13 protein-coding genes are annotated in these 17262 nt (G+C 64.8%); 11 read left to right on the top strand and 2 right to left on the bottom strand.

Annotated elements, in window-relative coordinates; translation table 11 throughout:
• Window positions 1-145 precede the first annotated feature (145 nt).
• The 3 genes from IPM12_07635 (at window position 146) to meaB (ending at window position 6407) form a co-directional block, all read left to right on the top strand.
• Window positions 146-4783: a T9SS type A sorting domain-containing protein gene (locus tag IPM12_07635; protein ID MBK9147672.1), complete on the top strand. Its 4638-nt coding sequence runs from the start codon at window positions 146-148 to the stop codon at window positions 4781-4783.
• 65 nt (window positions 4784-4848) lie between these two features.
• Entirely contained in the window at window positions 4849-5412 is a 564-nt protein-coding gene (locus IPM12_07630; GenBank protein MBK9147671.1) for a hypothetical protein, read from the top strand.
• A 2-nt stretch (window positions 5413-5414) separates the two neighbouring features.
• A complete protein-coding gene (gene meaB, locus IPM12_07625; protein MBK9147670.1) occupies window positions 5415-6407 on the top strand; it encodes a methylmalonyl Co-A mutase-associated GTPase MeaB in 993 nt (330 codons plus the stop codon).
• Here the strand turns inward: meaB and IPM12_07620 are convergent.
• Window positions 6379-6915, bottom strand: coding sequence for a hypothetical protein (locus IPM12_07620; protein MBK9147669.1), 537 nt, complete (start codon window positions 6913-6915; stop codon window positions 6379-6381). The genes meaB and IPM12_07620 overlap by 29 nt on opposite strands.
• A gap of 99 nt (window positions 6916-7014) precedes the next feature.
• On the opposite strand from IPM12_07620, the gene IPM12_07615 reads away from it, so the two are divergent.
• From IPM12_07615 to IPM12_07595, 5 genes are all read left to right on the top strand, one after another.
• Window positions 7015-8199, top strand: a complete 1185-nt coding sequence (locus IPM12_07615; protein ID MBK9147668.1) for a pyridoxal phosphate-dependent aminotransferase — start codon at window positions 7015-7017, stop codon at window positions 8197-8199.
• Window positions 8196-9191 carry a D-glycero-beta-D-manno-heptose-7-phosphate kinase gene (locus IPM12_07610; GenBank protein MBK9147667.1) on the top strand — a complete coding sequence of 332 codons (996 nt, stop codon included), beginning with the start codon at window positions 8196-8198 and terminating at the stop codon, window positions 9189-9191. Before IPM12_07615 ends, IPM12_07610 begins: the two co-directional genes overlap by 4 nt.
• The gene (ubiE, locus tag IPM12_07605; protein ID MBK9147666.1) at window positions 9188-9910 is read left to right on the top strand and encodes a bifunctional demethylmenaquinone methyltransferase/2-methoxy-6-polyprenyl-1,4-benzoquinol methylase UbiE; all 723 of its coding nucleotides are present in this window, start codon (window positions 9188-9190) and stop codon (window positions 9908-9910) included. Before IPM12_07610 ends, ubiE begins: the two co-directional genes overlap by 4 nt.
• A gap of 43 nt (window positions 9911-9953) precedes the next feature.
• Window positions 9954-10679 (top strand): PorT family protein, encoded by a 726-nt coding sequence (locus tag IPM12_07600; GenBank protein ID MBK9147665.1) that lies wholly within the window; start codon window positions 9954-9956, stop codon window positions 10677-10679.
• A gap of 78 nt (window positions 10680-10757) precedes the next feature.
• Complete coding sequence (locus IPM12_07595; protein MBK9147664.1) at window positions 10758-12326, top strand: FAD-binding protein; 1569 nt, start codon at window positions 10758-10760, stop codon at window positions 12324-12326.
• Here the strand turns inward: IPM12_07595 and IPM12_07590 are convergent.
• Window positions 12308-13075: an RNA methyltransferase gene (locus IPM12_07590; protein ID MBK9147663.1), complete on the bottom strand. Its 768-nt coding sequence runs from the start codon at window positions 13073-13075 to the stop codon at window positions 12308-12310. The two genes, IPM12_07595 and IPM12_07590, sit on opposite strands and share 19 nt — an antisense overlap.
• Here IPM12_07590 and IPM12_07585 point away from each other — a divergent pair.
• Genes IPM12_07585 through IPM12_07575 form a run of 3 tightly spaced genes read left to right on the top strand, consistent with a single transcriptional unit; the run spans window position 13074 to window position 17234 of the window.
• A complete protein-coding gene (locus IPM12_07585) occupies window positions 13074-15596 on the top strand; it encodes a BamA/TamA family outer membrane protein (GenBank protein ID MBK9147662.1) in 2523 nt (840 codons plus the stop codon). The two genes, IPM12_07590 and IPM12_07585, sit on opposite strands and share 2 nt — an antisense overlap.
• Window positions 15597-15631: 35 nt before the next feature.
• Entirely contained in the window at window positions 15632-16432 is an 801-nt protein-coding gene (locus IPM12_07580) for an alpha/beta hydrolase (GenBank protein MBK9147661.1), read from the top strand.
• A 19-nt stretch (window positions 16433-16451) separates the two neighbouring features.
• On the top strand, window positions 16452-17234 hold the full coding sequence (locus IPM12_07575) for a class I SAM-dependent methyltransferase (GenBank protein ID MBK9147660.1): 783 nt from the start codon (window positions 16452-16454) through the stop codon (window positions 17232-17234).
• The last annotated feature ends 28 nt before the right edge of the window (window positions 17235-17262 follow it).

The raw sequence follows: 17262 nt of genomic DNA, 5'->3' as shown, positions 1-17262 counted from the left end.
CCCCACCGCCGATTGGCGCTCAAAGCCCTCTCCAGGAATTGGCGCGAACCGACCGTAGCACTCGATGGTTATTCACATCAGACTGCTGGTATATTCACCCCCGCAAGTTCCGACTTGATTGAGGAACCCGCTCAGCCTCACCCGCATGACACGACGCTACTCCCTCCGCAGCAGGTCTTTCATCACGCGCTTGGCTCCCTTGGCCATGACCCTCGTGCTGGGTATCGCGTGGATGGCCGCACCGACCTCTTCGGCTCTGGCGCAATGCACCGGTACGGGCATGGGCGCAACGGCCTTGGCGCCCAATGGCAGTTGGCTGCCCGCTACAGTGCCTCCAGGGCCTCCGGCTTGGCCGAATAACTACCCGCCCATTGGCGCTTCTTTCGGGGCTCCTTTGACTTCTTCCTGCACCATCTGCCCGGCCACCTTCACGGTGCCGGTCTGCGGGAACAATTACGCGCAGATCTACATGTGCCAAGGCAACCAGTACACCTTCAGCCTTTGCACGAGCGCCCCGGCGAATAACTTCAGCCTGAGCATTACCACCGGCGCGTTCGCGGCTGTGGCGCCGGGCTATTACGGGCCCGCATTCGACAACGACGGTTGCGGCCCGGCCAATGGTCCTGCGCAATTGACTTGGACCCCGCAGACCAATGGCTTGTACCGGGTGCGCGTGTTCCAGAACCCTTGCGTGGTGAATGCGGCGCTGTGCGGCACCCTGGTGATCACGTGCAGCATCCCGACGCCTCCGCCGAACGATGTGCCCTGCAATGCCATCTCGTTCGCGGGCCCGCTTCCCATCGATTGCGTTTACGAGCCCGGAGCTGCTGTGTGGGGCAGCACGGAGACCGGCCTGGTACCCAATCCGGGGTGCGGCGCCTACTTCGGCCGCGACGTGTGGTACAGCGCCGTAGTGCCGGCCAGCGGCAACCTGCGGTTCGAGAGCTCATTGGTCAGCGCTGGTAGCCTGGGCATGGCCGTTTACAATACACCTGCTTGCAACGCTCCTCTGGCGAACTGGAGCGTGGTGGCCTGCAGCCCCGGCCCCACTCCGCTGCTGGATGTGAGCGGACTGGTCGTTCCCGGCAGCACGGTGTATATCCGGATCTGGCCGAACAGCAATATCGGCAACATGGGCACCTTCAACATCTGCGCGTTCGAGCCCACACCGCCCTTCAACGACCTTCCTTGCGGCGCCATCAATCTGCCCACGCCAGCGGCCTGCGCGCCACAGGAGTACGATACGGAATTCGCCACCAATAACCTGCCGCCGGGGCTCACCGCCGGCGCGCCCACCTGCGGCGGCGCCGTGAACAACGATGTCTGGTTCACGGTTACCGTGCCCGCTACCGGAGCCTTCACGGTGAACACCTTCGCAGGCACGCTCACCGATATGGCCATGGCGTGGTACCGGCTCAGCGTAGGCGGTGATGTCTGCCCTCCTGCCAGCGGCACGCTCACCCAGATCGCGTGCAACGACAATCAGTTCGCGGGGAACAACATGCCCCGGATCAACAGCCAGACCACCGCACCGGCCATCGCGCCGCCCTTGGCTCCGGGTGAGGTCATCTACATCCGCGTGTGGCCCCAAGGAGCAAACCTCAACGGCACCTTCAGCATCTGCGCCACGGAGAACCTTCCCCCGCCGAATGATGAGGCCTGCGGTGCCATCCCCCTTCCGACGAGCCTCACCTGCAACCTGGTCCTGACCACCAACGAAGGCGCATCGACCAACAACGCCTATGCGGTTCCGCCCTGCGGAGCACCCGTGCAGAATGATGTGTGGTATTCCGTGGTAGTGCCTACGAACGGCCAAGTGGAGATCAACTCGCAAGCCATTGGCCTGACCGACGCGGCGCTTGCTCTCTATACCTCTAGCGGTGGTTGCGCTCCTGCGAACCTCTCCTTGGTGCCGCCGATCAATTGCCAGGTGGGCGGCAGCTCATTCGGCGCCGCCATGCCGCAGCAGCTCTTCGCAGGCCTGACCCCGGGCAGCACCGTTTACGTGCGGGTATGGAGGCAAACGGGCAACGTGGGGCAATTCAACATCTGCGCGCGCCAGACGGCCGCCGCACCGATCTTCGGTTGCGACCTCAACAGCTCGGATAGCGGAGGGCCTACCGGCAACTACGGCAACAACGAGGTGTTCGAGCAGACCTTCTGCCCGGTGAACGCCGGTGATGTGGTGGCGATCGACTTCACCTCCTTCAGCACGCAGCTGAACGCCGACTTCCTCACCGTGTACAACGGGCCTTCGATCGCATCACCGGTGCTGGGCGTGTACTCCGGCGGCGCCTTGCCCCCGGGCCTGGTCTCTTCCGCTGCAGGGGGATGCCTTACCATCCGGTTCACCTCGAACGGCACCGTGGTGAGCACGGGCTGGGTGATCAGCGTGAGCTGCGGACCACCTATCCTGCCCGCCCCGGGGCCATGCCATACCACCACGGCTTCGGGCACGGTGCTCCAGGTCGTTGGCAGCAATTTCTATGATAGTGCAGGTCCAGCAGGTCAGTACGCGAACAATGAGCTGAGCACCTACACCTTCTGCCCCTCGGTGCCTGGTCAGGTGATCACCCTCACGTTCACCTCCTTCCAAACGGAGGCGAATTTCGATTTCCTCACGGTGTTCAACGGCCCCACAACGGCCTCGCCGATACTGGGTGGTCCATTCAGTGGCGCTGTAGCACCAGGCACTTTCGTGAGCACTCACCCTGGCGGCTGCCTTACCATACGCTGGACCTCGGACTTCAGCGTTTTGGGCAATGGCTGGTCGGCCATCATCCGTTGCGGTCTGCCACAACCGCCACCGCCGCCGCCGCCGCCGCCCACGGGCATTTGCGGCACCACCGTATATGACCCAGGAGGGCCGAATGCCAACTACTCGAACGCAATCAACCAGAACCCGAACAACTTCGGTGGGAACAACTGCTGGCCCTACACGTGCATCGGAGGTGGCGCGACCATCCCACCTGGATCCCCGAATTTCGGTGGAGCGGCGGGGGTGAACGCGTGGTGGCAGACCTACTGCCCGCAGATCCCAGGTGATGCCGTTACGATCAATTTCCTCACATTCAGCTTGGAGACTGGTTGGGACAATATGTACCTGTACAATGGGCCAGTGGTCTCCCCGAACAACGCGAATGGCACCCAGTGGTTGAGCGGTAACGGCTTGCCCACTTGCGGCGGACCGGCGGGTTGGTGCAATCAGACCTTGGGCGCTGGCGGCTTCACAGGCAATGCCAATCCGGGCTCATTCACGAGCACGCACCCGAGTGGCTGCATCACCATCGCCATGACCAGTGACGACATCGTGACCAATCCGGGCTGGTCGGCACTGATCTCCTGCCAGAGCTCCTTCAACCCGAATGCCGCCTGCATCTTCGCCTTGCGGATGTATGACATCTTCGGCGATGGCTGGGCAGGGTCGTCGATCACGGTGACCATCAACGGCGGAACACCCACTACTTACACCATGACCACCGGCCAGTTCGAGCAGGTGCTGATCAGTGCGAACAACGGAGACAACATCCAGATCACCTACAACGGCTGGGGCTACTTCCCGCAGGACAACTATTGGACGTTCGATCTGGTGGGCCAGCCCTACTCGATGTACCAGAGTGCGATCCCTGCCGTCTCGGGCACGATCAACCTCACGGGCGTGAACTGCTCCAACGCCATTCCACCGCCGAACGAGGATTGCCCGGGTGCCACCATCCTGTGCGACAACACGCCGGTGGTGATGCAGCCGACCAACAATGGCAGCGTGGGCGACCTCACCCCTGCAAACAGCGGATGCGTTGGCATCTATGAGCGTCCGGGCGAGTGGTACACCTTCCGTGCGGGCGCCACGCCAAGCATCGGCTTCAGCATCTCGCCGAGCATCGCGAACACGGATGTGAACTTCGCCATCTGGGGGCCATTCAGCCCCAGCCAGACGGTGCCGGACATGTGCACCCTGATGAACACCGCGCCCAAGCGCTGCTCTTTCGCCAGCGCGGCGAACACCTTCACCGCCACCTCCAGTTACAACACGGGCATGGGACACCCGGTGTATTCACCACCGCAGTTCCAACCCACCGCCACCATCGGGACCGAGACCGTGGCAGGCGATGGCTGGGTGCCCGGCATCACCGCAACGGCCGGCGACATCTTCGTGCTCTTCGTGAGCAACTACACGCAGAACCAGGCCCAGCTCACGCTCACCTGGACCAGTGGCACGGTCGATTGCTGGCTGCCCGTGGAATTCATTGACTTCAACGCTTATGCCCGTGAGGCGCATGTGGATGTGAAGTGGAGCACAGCGAGCGAATTGAATGCCGCCTGGTTCGATGTGCAGCGCTCCTCCGACAATTCGAGCTTCGAAACCATTGGCCGGGTGCAGGCGCAAGGCAATTCGTTGACCACCAACGAGTACACGTTCGTGGACCCGAAGCCGCTGATGGGGCAATCGTACTATCGCCTGCTGCAAGTGGACGCCGATGGCACCAGCGAGCTCACGCATTCCGTTCCCGTGTTCTTCAAGCCGAAGGATGCCCTGCTGCAGGTGTACCCCAACCCGGTGCGCGACGAGCTCTTCATATCGCTCGATGGCGCAGGTGAGGGCACGATCCAATGGCGCATGCTCGATGCCTCGGGACGCATGGCGATGACCGGCACCCTGGCATCGTCAGGCGGCACGCAGCAATTGCGGATCGGCACGGGCGCGCTGGAGAGCGGCGCCTACATGCTGGTGCTGCAACAGGGCACAGAGGAATTGGGGCGCAAGCGTTTCGTGAAGCACTGATCCGAAACCGAAAGGAGAAGCATCCGCCGCCGCAGCCGTACCTTTTCGCGCCTCAATCAAGCGTGATGAGAACGGTAGCGGCGACGCTCTTTCCCCTTCTGGTGCTCTGCGGTGGTCGGCCCGCACCGGTCGCCACGCACGTTTTCGGGATGAGCCTGATGACGGGCTTGAACAATGAGGTCTTCACCCTCTTCATCGTGAAGGAGTTCGAGGGTGAGGTGATCGAGGCCCAGCCGATCACACGAGGCCAGTTCGTGATGGAGGCGCAAGGAGCGGTGCCTAGCAAGGCCAACCCAAGCCGCTTGAACATGTTCCGGAAATACAAGGTCGAAGGCTGCATGCTGCCTCCTGCTCTTGACGACGGCACCCGCACGGTGAGCGACTGCGGGGTGTTCGACGATTTGTGGAAGCTGCGCTTCTGGGAATACCCATTCTTGGATCCCAGTGGTGGGCAACGCGGGCTCGGCTGGGCCGAGAGCCGCACGCAGCCCAGCCCGCGGCAGATGCTCCTGCTCTCGGGTTACGGGATCCATCGCCTCTCGGACATCACCTGCGGCGAGGACCTCTTCAGGCTCCTGCACGACATCGGCGACCCCGAATGGGTGGAGAATTACCAGAAGGGCTATTGAGGATGCCCGGGACTTCCGACCTCCTCGAGGCCCTGCGAAACGGCGACCGGGCCGCGCTGGGCAAGGCCATCACCTTGATCGAGAGCAACCGCGCTGCCGATCAGCAAGCCGCTCAGCAGCTCGTTGAAGCATGCCTGCCCATGAGCGGGATTTCATTGCGCTTGGGCATCACCGGCATCCCGGGAGCCGGCAAGAGCACCTTGATCGACGCACTGGGCATGCGGATGATCGAACGGGGTCATCGCGTGGCGGTGTTGGCCGTCGATCCGAGCAGCGCCCGCAGCGGCGGCAGCATCCTGGGCGACAAGACGCGCATGGAACGGCTCGCCGTGCATGAGGCGGCCTTCATCCGTCCGACACCTGCCAGCGGCTTGCTCGGCGGCGTGGCCCGTCGCACCCGTGAAGCCATCGTGCTCTGCGAGGCCGCTGGCTACGACCGCGTCCTGATCGAGACCGTGGGCGCCGGGCAGAACGAGCTCGAGGTGGACCAGCTCGCCGACCTCAACCTGCTGCTGCTGATCGCCGGCGCCGGCGATGAGCTGCAAGGCATCAAGCGCGGCATCATGGAATCGGCTGATGCGATCGCCTTCACCAAATGCGACGGCGATTCCCGGCCCAGGGCCGAAACCGCTCGCAGGGACCTCACGGGCGCGATTCAGCTGATGCCGCCGCGACCCAGCGGACGAAGGCCGGAAGTGATGCTCACGAGCGCGATCACCGGCGAAGGGATCGAAGATCTGCGCGTCCGGATCGAGGCGCTCCATGAAGAGGACCGTTCGCGAGGCGCACTTGAAGCGAAGCGCCGCGAGCAAGCGCTGCATTGGCTCGATCGCGAGATCGCGCATGGGCTGGAGCAGGCATTCCATGAGGATCGCGCCGTGGCGCAGGCCCTGCCCGCCCTTCGCGAATCCGTGCGCAAGGGGAGCATCACGCCATCAGCTGCGGCTGACCGGCTGATCGCCCTGTTCAGAACAGGCGGCGCACCTCGTCCTTGAGCGCCACGATGCCCTCTTGCGACGGGCTGTGCGTGAGCCGCGCGGAATTCTCGAACACCTTACGGCTTAGCTCTCCGCCGCTGGCGCCGTCGCCCACCTGCTCGAAGCTCATGTTCACCAAGCGGATGGTCTCTTCCTTGGCCTGCTTCACCTTCTGCCAGGCCCGGTCGCTCACATAGACCTGCTGGGTGACGTTGTGCTCGAACTCCTCCCGGATCGTGGAGGCCAGCGCCGATTGCAGGTCGCGGGCATCCATGTTGGCGCGATGGATGCGCAACACCAGCGGACCGGGCTGGATGCGCTCCAGGAAGAGCGTGAGCCTCTCGTAGGCCTGGAGCCGCAGCGGCAGCACCTGCTTGTGATCATCCTTGCGCAATCCGGCCAGCTGCTCGGCATGGCGCTCAGCGCTGCGCGCGCCGAGGAAATGGCGGATGGCGTAGAAGGCGGTGAGGAAGACCACCACGCTGGGCAGGATGGCCACCAGGACCAGGACAACTGGATCGTTCATCGTGTGGAAAGCGGTGGACGAATATCGGCCAAAGCGGCGGGAAGGCCGGGAAGCGCGGTGGTTAGATTCGCGCCTTGCCCGCCCATCGCAGGCCCATTCATGCAGCTATCGCCCGCCGTCCGATCCATTGTGGAGCCCGCCACCTTGCTCATGGCCCGCCGCAGCCGGGAGCTGCGCGCGCAAGGCCGCGACATCATCGACCTCAGCCTCGGCGAGCCCGACCATGCGCCGCCCGCCTTTGCCTTGGAAGCCGCGCACGAAGCCCTGCGCGGACCCTGGCACAAGTATCCGCCGGTGAACGGCTTCCTTGATGTGCGCGCGGCCATCGCGGCTAAATTCCAGCGCGACAACGGATTGCCGTACACCCCGGAGCAGATCGTGATCAGCACCGGCGCGAAGCACAGCATCATGAATGTGGTGATGGCGCTGTGCGGCCCCGGCGACGAAGTGGTGATCCCAGCGCCCTACTGGGTGAGCTACAGCGAACAAGTGAAGCTCGCTGGCGCCACTCCGGTGATCGTGCCCAGCACCCTCAACGAGGATTGGAAAGCACCGATGGAGCGCATCGCTGCGGCCATCACCCCGCGCACACGGCTGCTCATGTTCAGCTCCCCATGCAATCCCAGCGGTTCGGTGCTATCCCGCCAGGAACTCGATGCAATGGCCGCTGTGGTCGCGCAGCATCCCGGGCTGCACGTGATCGCCGATGAGATCTACGAGCACATCGTCTTCGATGGTGAGCATGTGAGCTTCGCTTCGCTGCCCGGCATGATGGAGCGCACCATCACGGTGAATGGATTGAGCAAGGCCTTCGCGCTCACCGGCTGGCGGATCGGGTACATCGGCGCCCCTTTGTGGATCGCCCAGGCCTGCACCAAATTGCAAGGGCAGTTCACCAGCGGTGCCAACAGCATCGCGCAGCGCGTCACCAAGGCGTGCGTAGAGGCCGACCCCGCGCTGCTCGCTCCCATGCGCGCCGACTTCCTGCGGCGGCGTGACCTCACGCTCAATGCCATGAAGGCCATTCCCGGCTGGCGATGCAATGTGCCGCAAGGCGCCTTCTACCTGCTGCCCGATGTGAGCGCCTCATTCAACCGCAACGAGATCAAAGGCGCGGTGGACCTGAGCCTATTCCTGCTCGACCGCGCTGGCGTGAGCCTGGTGGAGGGCGCGTCATTCGGTGCGGAAGGGACCCTTCGCATCAGCTACGCCACCAGCGACGAGAGGCTCACGGAGGCCATGGCGCGCGTGGCGAAGGCCATCACCCAGCTGGCACAGGCATGAGCGCTGCGGATGGCTTCCTCCCCAAGGCCGGACAGACCACCGTGCTGGTGGTGGGTGACGTGATGGTGGATGCCTACCTGTGGGGCCGCGCGGACCGCATCAGCCCCGAGGCCCCTGTTCCCGTGGTGCAGGTCACGCATCGAAGCGCGCGCTTGGGCGGCGCGGCGAATGTGGCCCTGAACCTGAAATCGCTGGGCAGCAGGGCCATCATCGCCAGCGTGATCGGGAACGATGACGATGCGGCGCGCGTAGAGCGCCTGCTCGATGAGCAAGGCCTGCCGCCCGATGGCATCATCAGGTCGCCGCTGCGCCGCACCACGGTGAAGACGCGCGTGATCAGTGCCAACCAGCACGTGGTGCGCGTGGATGAAGAGCAGGAGGACGACCTCAACGCAACCGACGAGTCAGCGCTGCTCGATCGCATCGCGCTGATCCTGCGCAACGACGGCCCGCAGGTGATCGTGCTCGAGGACTACAACAAGGGCGTGCTCACCGAGCGCGTGATCCACGGGATCGTCTCGCTCGCGAAAGAGCACAGCGTGCCCATTGCCGTGGACCCGAAGAAGAAGAACTTCCTCGCCTACCGGGGCGTTACCCTGTTCAAGCCGAACCTGAAGGAACTGCGCGAAGGCCTGAAGATGGACATCGACCCGACCGACGACACGAGCCTGAAGCGCGCGGTGATGGCACTTGAAGCGCACCTGGGCCACACGATCTCACTGGTGACCTTGAGCGAGCACGGCGCCTACGTGCACGATCGCAGCGGTGGGACGCGCATCGCGGCGCACAAGCGCAAGATCATCGATGTGAGCGGCGCCGGCGACACGGTGATCGCCGTAGCCGCGCTCGCCCTTGCCCAAGGGCTGAAGGCGGTGACCATTGCGCAGTTGAGCAACCTGGCTGGCGGCCTCGTGTGCGAGGAGGTCGGCGTGGCGCCCATCGACCCGGAACGCTTCAGGCTGGAATGCGAGCGCTTGAACCTGCCCGCATGACGGTGAAGCCATACACCGAGGATGGCAGCAAGCGCGCGCAGGTCGAGCACATGTTCGACGCCATCGCCCCGAAATACGACCTGCTCAACCGGCTCTTCTCGCTCGGCATCGATCAAGGTTGGCGCCGGAAGGTGATCCGCATGCTGAAGCAGGAGCCCTTGGAGCGGCTGCTCGATGTGGCCACCGGAACCGCCGACCTGGCGATCATGGCCGCAAAGCACGGCGCTGCGCCGCGAGTGACCGGTGCGGACATCAGCGATGGGATGCTGAAGCAAGGGCGGATCAAGGTGGAAGGCGCGGGACTCACGGATCAAGTGGAGCTGATCCGCGCCGACAGCGCCGAGCTTCCTTTCGCGGATGGTGCCTTCGATGCCGCAACGGTCGCCTTCGGCGCCCGCAACTTCGAGGACCTCGAAGGCGGCCTGCGCGAGATGCTGCGGGTGATCAGGCCCGGTGGCCGGCTCATCGTGCTCGAATTCAGCAAGCCCAAGGGCACCTTGATGGGCGCGCTCTTCCGCTTCTACTTCCACCGCGTGATGCCCTTCCTAGGCCGGTTGGTGAGCAAGGACAGCTCAGCCTACACCTACCTGCCCAAGAGCGTCGATGCGTTCCCGAGCGGCCATGAATTCGTGCAGGTGCTCGAGCGATGCGGTGCGCGTGATGCGAAGGCCTGGCCGCTCACCGGCGGGATCGCCACCTTGTACAGCGCCAGGGCCTGATGGCCGCACGCAACGATCACGTCCTACTTTCGTTGCCGAACACATGACCCACCTCGCGCGGCACCTCGCTATCGCCATATTGTCGGCCCTGGCCCTTCCGTTGGCCGCACAGCGTGATAAGCGCATCGTGCAGGAGAACCTGCCCACTTTCGACCTGCGCCCCTTCCATTTCGGCTTCCTGCTGAGCTACAACACCAGCGACCTTTTCCTGACGCTGAAGCCAAGCACGCTCACGGACACCTTGCTCGCCGTCGATCACATCCGCCAGCCGGGCTTCAACCTTGGCATCGTGGCCAGCTACAACCTCAACAAGAACTTCAGCGTGCGCTTATTGCCCACGCTCTCCTTCCAGGAAAGGAAGCTGCAATACACCTTCCAGCGCGCCGATGGCGTGGAGCTGATCTTCCAGAAGCCGGTCGAGAGCACCTACCTCGAATTCCCCGTGCTCGGGAAGTTCCGCAGCGACCGCATCAACAACTTCGCCGTGTACCTGATCGGGGGCGGCAAGTTCGCCATCGACATGGCCAGCCAGAAGGACGTGGACAACGCGCTCGATGATGAGATCGTGGTGAAGCTGGCCAAGTACGATTACGCGGCCGAGGCCGGCGGCGGCGTTGATATGTTCCTCCCCTATTTCAAGTTCGGCATCGAGCTCAAGGCCAGCTTCGGCATCCCGAACCTGTTGATCGACGACGATACCCGCTTCAGCCGCCCCATCGAGAGCATCCGATCCAAGGCCTGGGTGCTCACCTTCACCTTCGAGGGCTGATGGCCGGGCTGGCGGGAAGCCTGCGTGAGGCCAGCACCAGCACCATGGAACGCCGAGCGGGTTTCACCTTGCACGCCGATGCAGCGCACCGTTGAGATCGCACTCCCGCCTCGGGAAGCCACCGACCCCGTGATCGTGCGCGATGCCGCTGAGGAGGCAGCCTCGATGAAGCGCGGATCGGCCGTGGGCTCGCGGATCCTCAAGCGCAGCGTCGATGCCCGCAGCAAGCATCCGCTGATCCGCATGCGCGTGCTCGTAAGCGATGAGGCGCTCAGCGAGCAAGCCGTGGAGCGCCAGCATCTGCACGATGTGAGCGGCGCTGCTCCGGTGATCATCGTGGGCGCCGGACCCGCAGGGCTCTTCTGCGCGCTGAGGCTCATCGAGTGCGGCCTGCGACCCATCGTGCTCGAGCGGGGCAAGGATGTGCGCGCGCGGCGCCGCGACCTGGCCGCGATCAACAAGCTCCACACGGTTGACCCCGAGAGCAATTACTGCTTCGGTGAAGGCGGCGCAGGCACCTACAGCGACGGAAAGCTGTACACGCGCAGCCATAAGCGCGGCGATGTGGACGGCGTGCTGCGCGCATTGGTGGCCTTCGGCGCGAGCCACGACATCTTGATCGATGCGCATCCGCACATCGGCACCAACAAACTTCCGGGCATCATCACGGCCATGCGCGAGGCGATCATCGCAGCGGGCGGAGGAGTGCGCTTCGGCGCCAAGGTGATCGGCCTCCACCGGGAAGGCCCGGCAGTGAAGGGCGTGCTCATGGCCGACGGCAGCATGCTAAGCGCGGAGGCCACGGTGCTCGCCACGGGCCACTCGGCGCGTGACGTGTACCGTATGCTCCATTCGGGGGGGATCCGGATCGAGCGAAAGGACTTCGCACTGGGCGTCCGCGTGGAGCATCCGCAGGCGATCATCGATCAGGCGCAGTACCACTGCACGGTGCGCGACCCATACCTGCCGCCGGCCAGCTACAGCCTGGTGCAGCAGGTAGATGGGCTGGGCGTTTACAGCTTCTGCATGTGCCCCGGAGGGATCATCGCTCCGTGCGCCACGGCCCCCGATGAGGTGGTCACCAACGGCTGGAGCCCCAGCAAGCGCAACAACCCGTTCGCGAATTCAGGCATCGTGGCCACGATCTCCCCGGAGCACGCGCCCTCTTTGCCTTTCGATGGATCCGATCCGTTATGGTCCATGGGCTATCAGCGCATGCTGGAGCATCGTGCCTGGCAGGCGGGCGGCAAGCGACAGAGCGCTCCGGCCCAACGGCTCAACGACTTCATCGAAGGCTGCGCCTCGCAAGACCTTCCGGCGTGCAGCTATCCGCCGGGGATCGTGCCCTTCCGTGTGGATGAACTGCTGCCCGCGGAGGTCGCCGTGCGGCTGCGCGAAGCCTTCCGGGCCTTCGGGACGAAGATGCGGGGCTATCGCACCAACGAAGCCGTGGTGGTGGCCGTCGAGAGCCGCACGAGCTCGCCGGTTCGCGTTCCGCGCGATCCGCGCACGCTTGAGCACGTGGAGCTGGGCGGCCTGTACCCCTGCGGCGAGGGTGCCGGTTACGCAGGCGGGATCGTGAGCGCGGCGATGGATGGTCAGCGCGTCGCCGAGGCCATCGGCCTTCGCTACGGGGTGCGCGCCTGACGCATGAACTCCATGCAGAGCGCACTGGCCGCCATGGCCACATTGAGCGATTCCGCACCGCCTGCGCGCGGCACCGCGACCGTGATCGCACCGAGTGCGCGGATAGCGGCCGAAGGGCCGTGCGCTTCGCTGCCGAGGATCAGCACGGCAGGGCGCCGAAGCGCTACGGCGAAAGCCTCTTCGCCCTCCATGCTGGCGAGGTAGAGCGCGGCGCCGTCGGCCCGCAACCGATCGAGCTCGCGCCCAAGGTCGCTGCGCTGCACCGCCACGCGGAAGAGCGAACCCATGCTGGCCTGCACGCATTTCGGGTTGAACTCCTCCACCGAGTCGGCGCTGCAGAGCACACGCGTCGCACCGAACCAATCGGCCACGCGCAGGAGCGTGCCCATGTTGCCGGGATCGGCGATGCCGTCGAGCGCGAGCACCAGCTCACCAGCACGCAACGGATCGATGGGACCGGGCGTTGGCATCTCGGCAACGGCCACCACGGCATTGCCGCTCTCCAGCGTGCCCATTCGATCCAGCTCATGCGCGGGATGCACGCGCACCATTTCGTCCGGGAAGCCATGCTCGGCGCCTTCCGCCACATGCACGGCGCGCACGCGGATCGGCGAGGCCAGCAGCTCCGCCACGAGCTTGTGCCCCTGCACGAGGAACAATCCTTGCTCCTGCCGGCCCTTCTTGGCATGCAGCGCCCTTACGGCGCGCCGTTCCAAAGCTGTGCTCAACGCTCGGGTATATTTGGCCATGCCTGCGCAGGGCGCGCCAAGCCGGCCGCACAAAGTAGGCAGCACCTTCGGCTACTTGGGGCGCAGCACGCAGCATATCCTGTCAGGGCTCTCACTGCTGCTGCTGGCCGGTTGCGATCCAACGCGCCGCTTGGCGGCCGATCAGATCCTGGTCAAGCGCAATCAGGTGGAGCTCATCGGCACGCACGAGGTGCGGTCTTCGGAGCTCGAGGCCATCATCAAGCAGAAGCCGAACAAGCGGGTGCTCGCCATCCCCTTCTACCTGAACATGCACAACCTGCCCGACCCGGCGCGGATGCCGGTCTGGCAAGCGAAGAAGGATGCGCGGATCGACCGCAGGAATGAGCGCCGGGCCACGAAAGGCCGAGCGCCTGTGCCGTACAAGCGGACGCGCGCGCAATGGCTGCGCGAAACGGTGGGCGAGCCTCCCGTGATCCTCGATAGCACGCTCACCCAGCGGACCGCGGATCAGATGGTGCTCTACCTCTCGAAGGAAGGCTACTTCAAGGCGAGCGTGGATTTCACGGTGAAGCTCAGGCACCGGGCCTGGTGGGGCCGCAGGCTGCATCGGCCAAAGGCCGTCATCAGCTACACCGCGATCGCGGGCGAAGCCTATCGGTTGCGCGGCCTCCGTCATGAGGTGGACGATGAGCGCATCCGCTCCCAGGTGGAGGCCGATTGGGAGAAGCGCATGATCCGTGAAGGCCAGCGCTTCGATGGCGACCTGCTCGACCAGGAGCGGAACCGGATCACGGACGACCTGCGCAACAACGGCTACCTCTTCTTCACGCGCGACCTGATACAGTACCGGGCAGACACCACGGTGGGCGACCGGCAGGTGGACCTGGTGATGAGCTTCGAGCGGCTTGGTGCGCCGAATGACCGGGGCCTCACAGGCACGGCGGAAGGCACGCCGCATGACCTGCGCGACGTGTACATCAGCACCTTCAGGCCCTTACGCGGGAGCGTGGCCCCCATTGACACCCTGCGGGAGGGAGGATCCATCTTCCTCTATCAGGGTCGCTTGCGCTTCAAGCCGAAAGCCCTGCTGCACCAGGTGTTCCTGCAGTCCAGCGAGCGGTTCAACCAGGACCGCTCCGCGCGCACCTACCGCAGGCTGGTGGCCACCGGCGCATTCGACCGCGTGGATATCAACTTCGACACCACGGGCACGGGCCGTCCTGGCCTTGCTGATGCGCGGATCACCCTATTGCCCGCCCGGCAGCAGAGCGCGAGCACTGAAGGATTCGTGACCAACCGTGGCGGTGCATTGGGCACCTCGATCAATGTAGGTTATCGACACCGGAACATCCTGCGATCGCTGGCTTCGCTTCAGGCGCAGATGAGCGTGGGCTTCGAAGCCCAGCAGCGGATCGCAGGCAGTGGCGGCACGCAGGAATCGACCGGTGATGTGGGTGCGCTGACCACCTTCAATACGCTGAGCATCGGGCCCGAGGTCACCTTCTCTCTGCCGCGGCCCTTCGCTGGCCTCTTCAGCAAGAGCAGCGGCAGCCAGCTGCTGCTCAACGCGCTGTACAACTTCCAGCAGCGGCCGGACTTCACGCGCAACCTCACGAAGCTGAGCGCCGGCCTACAATGGCAGGAATCGCGCTCGAACACCATCGGCGCGTATCCGTTTGAAGTGAACTCGATCAAGATCCCGCGGATATCGGCCGGGTTCCGGTCCTATCTGGAGCAGGCGCGCAATCCGGTGCTGCTCAACAGCTACACCGACCACCTGTTCGTGAGCCACCGGGGCAGCTTCGTGCACAGCACCCCGGAGGCTTCGAAGGCCCGCGATGCCTATTACCTGCGATCCGTGGTCGAATGGGCCGGGCCCCTGCCCTCATTAATCAGTGAGAGCGCCACGGACAGCACAGGCCAGCGCTTCCGAACGGTATCGGATGTGCGTTACGCCGAATTCATCAAGGGAGAGCTCGATGCGCGTTGGCGCCGGCGGCTGCACGACCGCAGCAGCGTGGCCCTGCGCGTGGCCGGCGGCGCAGCCCTGCCATACGGCAACCTGGGCGTGCTGCCCTTCGAGAGCAGCTTCTTCGTGGGCGGCGCGAACGGCCTCCGCGCATGGCGCGCGCGCTCGGTGGGACCCGGCTCCTTCAGCGAGCCGCTCGTGGCCTTCGACCGCATCGGTGAGATGCGCCTTGAAGCCAATGCGGAGTACCGCTTCAAGCTCATCGGATTCCTTGAGGGCGCGCTCTTCGTGGATGCGGGCAACGTGTGGAACCTGCGCGAGAACCCGCGCCAGCCCGGCGGTGCCATCAGCAGCGAATTCCTCTCCGAGCTGGCCGTTGGCACCGGCGCCGGGGCGCGCTTCAATTTCGATTTCTTCATCGTGCGGATCGATGTCGGCCTGCAGACCAAGGACCCTTCGCTGCCCAAAGGAGAGCGCTGGCTGTACGAGCCTAAGGAGCAGCACGAGGCGCGTGTGACCGAATTACTCGGCAGCGCCTACCGCTACCGGCCGGAGGTGAATTTCAACCTGGGGATCGGGTATCCGTTCTGAGGGAGGCGGCCTGATGCCCCCGGTACCTTCGCGGCATGGCTTGGGTGCTGAGCGCGATCGGCGCGGCGCTGCTGATCTACGGCGGCGCGCTTGCCTTCTATTGGATCCTGCAGGAGCGCTTCATCTTCCTGCGCTACGACCCCGCGCTGCGCACGCGCTTCCGGTTCGGCGGCCGCTATGAGCAATGCTGGCTCGACAGGCCGGACGGCGCGAGGCTGCACGCGCTCTGGTTCAAGGCGCGCGAGCCCCGTGGCGTGCTGCTCTATTTCCACGGGCACTCCGGCAACCTCAAGCGCTGGGGCCGGTTGGGCGCGCGCTTCACCGCGCTGGGGCACGATGTGCTCATGCCCGATCCGCGCGGATACGGGAAGAGCTCAGGCCGCCTCAGCGAGCAAGCGCTGATCGCGGATGCCGTGGCCTGGCATGACTGGCTCAGTGAGCGCGTGGGCAGCGATCGCATCACGCTCTACGGCCGATCGCTCGGCAGCGCCCTGGCCACACCCGTGGCCGCGCAGCGCAATGCGCGCATGCTGCTGCTCGAGACGCCCTTCAACAACCTGATCGATGTCTGCTGGTCGCAACTGCCGCTATTCCCCTACCGCCTGATCCTGCGCTACCCGTTCCGGAATGAGGAGGCCATCCGCAACGCACGATGCCCGGTCCGGATCTTCCATGGAACACGTGACCAGATGGTGCCGCTGGCCTGCGCGCTGAAGCTCTATGCTGCCGTGCCGGGCCGGATCGATCGCGAAGCCATGGTGATCAAAGGCGCGCGTCACAACGACCTGTGGCGCTTCCCGCAGTTCCGCAACGCCATCCGGGACTGCCTCCGATGAGGCCTCTACCTTCGCCGTGATGAATGCCGCGCGCGTGAGCAGCTGGATCGCCCACCGGGTGATGGCCCGCACGCGGCATGGCGTCCACAGCCCGTTCGTCTTCCAATTGATCGAGCATGTTCTGCGCAGCAGGCCTGCGCTCCCGGCACATGCGCCCATTGAAGCGCTCCGCAAGGAATTGCTGCGCAGCGACCAGGTGATCGCCGTGCATGACCTGGGCGCAGGCTCGCGCGCTTTGCACGCGCCGTTGCGGCGCGTGGCCGACATGGCCCGCGTGAGCCTGAAGCCCGCACGGCAAGGGCGGATGCTGCAGCGCCTGGTGCAATGGACCGGTGCGCGCCACATGCTCGAGTTGGGAACCAGTTTCGGGATCACCACGCTGTATCTGGCGCAGGGCAACGAGGCGGGAAGCGTGACCACCATCGAGGGCTGCCCGCAGACGCATCGGATCGCGCTGCACCAATTCGAGCAGCTCCAACAACGCAACATCACCGCCGTGCTCGGGAGCTTTGAGCACGCCCTGCCCGAGGCGTTGCGCCGGATGGACCGGGTCGACCTGGCTTTCTTGGACGGGCATCATGCCGAGGAACCCACCATGGCCTATTTCGAGCAATGCCTTGCCAAGGCGCATGATGCCTCGGTGCTCGTGTTGGACGACATCCATTGGAGCCAGGGCATGGAAGCGGCGTGGGCGCGGATCAGATCCCATCCGCGCGTCGCCGTCACCATCGACCTGTACGACCTGGGGCTGGTGTTCCTGCGAAGCGGACAGGCGAAGGAGCACTTCCGCCTCCGCTACTGATCGGGGCCACGATCCGCTGTTCATCCGA

The sequence above is a fragment of the Flavobacteriales bacterium genome, from assembly GCA_016716605.1.
In the GTDB taxonomy this organism is placed as follows: domain Bacteria; phylum Bacteroidota; class Bacteroidia; order Flavobacteriales_F; family PHOS-HE28; genus PHOS-HE28.
Note: the sequence above shows the minus strand (reverse complement) of the source record. Positions and strands in the feature narration are given on the sequence as shown.